This is a genomic window from Pantoea sp. Morm (assembly GCF_016643525.1).
Classification (GTDB): Bacteria; Pseudomonadota; Gammaproteobacteria; order Enterobacterales; family Enterobacteriaceae; genus Pantoea; species Pantoea dispersa.
The window spans coordinates 1-685 of sequence record NZ_VOQX01000274.1 but is presented as its reverse complement, the minus strand read 5'-3'; the positions used below and the strand labels follow the sequence as shown (position 1 = coordinate 685).

At 62.8% G+C, this 685-nt stretch carries 1 protein-coding gene; it reads right to left on the bottom strand.

Annotated features, from left to right (window positions below; all coding sequences use genetic code 11):
* Positions 1-23: 23 nt before the first annotated feature.
* On the bottom strand, positions 24-685 hold a 662-nt coding region (gene ygiD, locus FT726_RS27520), incomplete at its 5' end, for a 4,5-DOPA dioxygenase extradiol (RefSeq protein ID WP_346303868.1).

Here is a 685-nt window from a genome sequence, read left to right as displayed (position 1 = left end):
CCGGTCTGCGGGCGGCACAGGTGTCAGCCAACCTGCACTGACAGCATACTGATCGAACCCATCTCCATGCCTTCCACCGGGATGCTCACCGCCTCACCTTCAGCTCGCGCGCCGAGAATATACAGCAGCGGCAGATAGTGCTCCGGCGTCGGGTTAGCCAGCTGCGCGCCTTCATGCTGCTGATAATTCACCAGCGGATGCTGCACCGCCTCGCCTTCGTAGTCCAGATTATCGCGCACAAACTGGTTGAAGCTCTCCGCCCACGGATAAGCGCTTTCCGCGCCCTGCCAGCGAATCATGCGCAGGTTATGCACCACGTTGCCACTGGCCACCAGCATCACGCCTTCGTCACGCAGCGCCGCCAGTTTACGTCCCAGCGCAAAATGCCACGCCGCCGGCTGGGTGCCATCAATACTGAGCTGAATCAGCGGAATGTCTGCCTGTGGATACATCTTCGCCAGCACGCCCCACGAGCCGTGATCAAAGCCCCACTGCTGATCGGCCTGCACCGCCACCGGCGCCAGCAGATCGATAACGCGCTGTGCCAGCGCTGGCGAACCCGGCGCCGGATAGCGCACGTCGAACAGCGCCTGCGGGAAGCCTCCAAAATCATGGATGGTGCGCGGATTGCTCATCGCCGTCACCGCCGTACCGCGCGTGTACCAGTGCGCCGAGATGGCGAGAA